Origin of the sequence: Flavobacterium sp. LAR06, assembly GCF_041946075.1 — a bacterium.
Lineage (GTDB): Bacteria > Bacteroidota > Bacteroidia > Flavobacteriales > Flavobacteriaceae > Flavobacterium.
Window position 1 is genome coordinate 1 of the sequence record NZ_JAUTYT010000065.1, and the last position, 505, is coordinate 505.

Consider the following 505-nt stretch of genomic DNA (forward strand, 5'->3'; position numbering starts at 1 on the left):
CGGCTCATCACATCCTGGGGCTGAAGCCGGTCCCAAGGGTATGGCTGTTCGCCATTTAAAGTGGTACGCGAGCTGGGTTTAGAACGTCGTGAGACAGTTCGGTCCCTATCTGCCGTGGACGTTTGAGATTTGAGAGGGGCTGCTCCTAGTACGAGAGGACCGGAGTGGACGAACCTCTGGTGTTCCGGTTGTCACGCCAGTGGCATTGCCGGGTAGCTATGTTCGGAATAGATAACCGCTGAAAGCATCTAAGCGGGAAACTAGCCTCAAGATGAGATCTCACTGGGACCTTGAGTCCCCTGAAGGGCCGTCGAAGACTACGACGTTGATAGGTTGGGTGTGTAAGCGCTGTGAGGCGTTGAGCTAACCAATACTAATTGCCCGTGAGGCTTGACCATATAACACCCAAGCAATTTGCGTCGAAAGGCCAGATTGCGGTGTGTGAAGACGAAATGAACCGAAAGTTCGATCTTGCAAACACCGACTTCTATTACATACCCAATTT

The 505-nt window shown here is 52.1% G+C and carries 1 rRNA gene; it reads left to right on the forward strand.

What is annotated here, in order from left to right:
• Positions 1-398 (forward strand): 23S ribosomal RNA (locus Q7C23_RS23415); the annotation flags it as partial.
• Positions 399-505 lie beyond the last annotated feature (107 nt).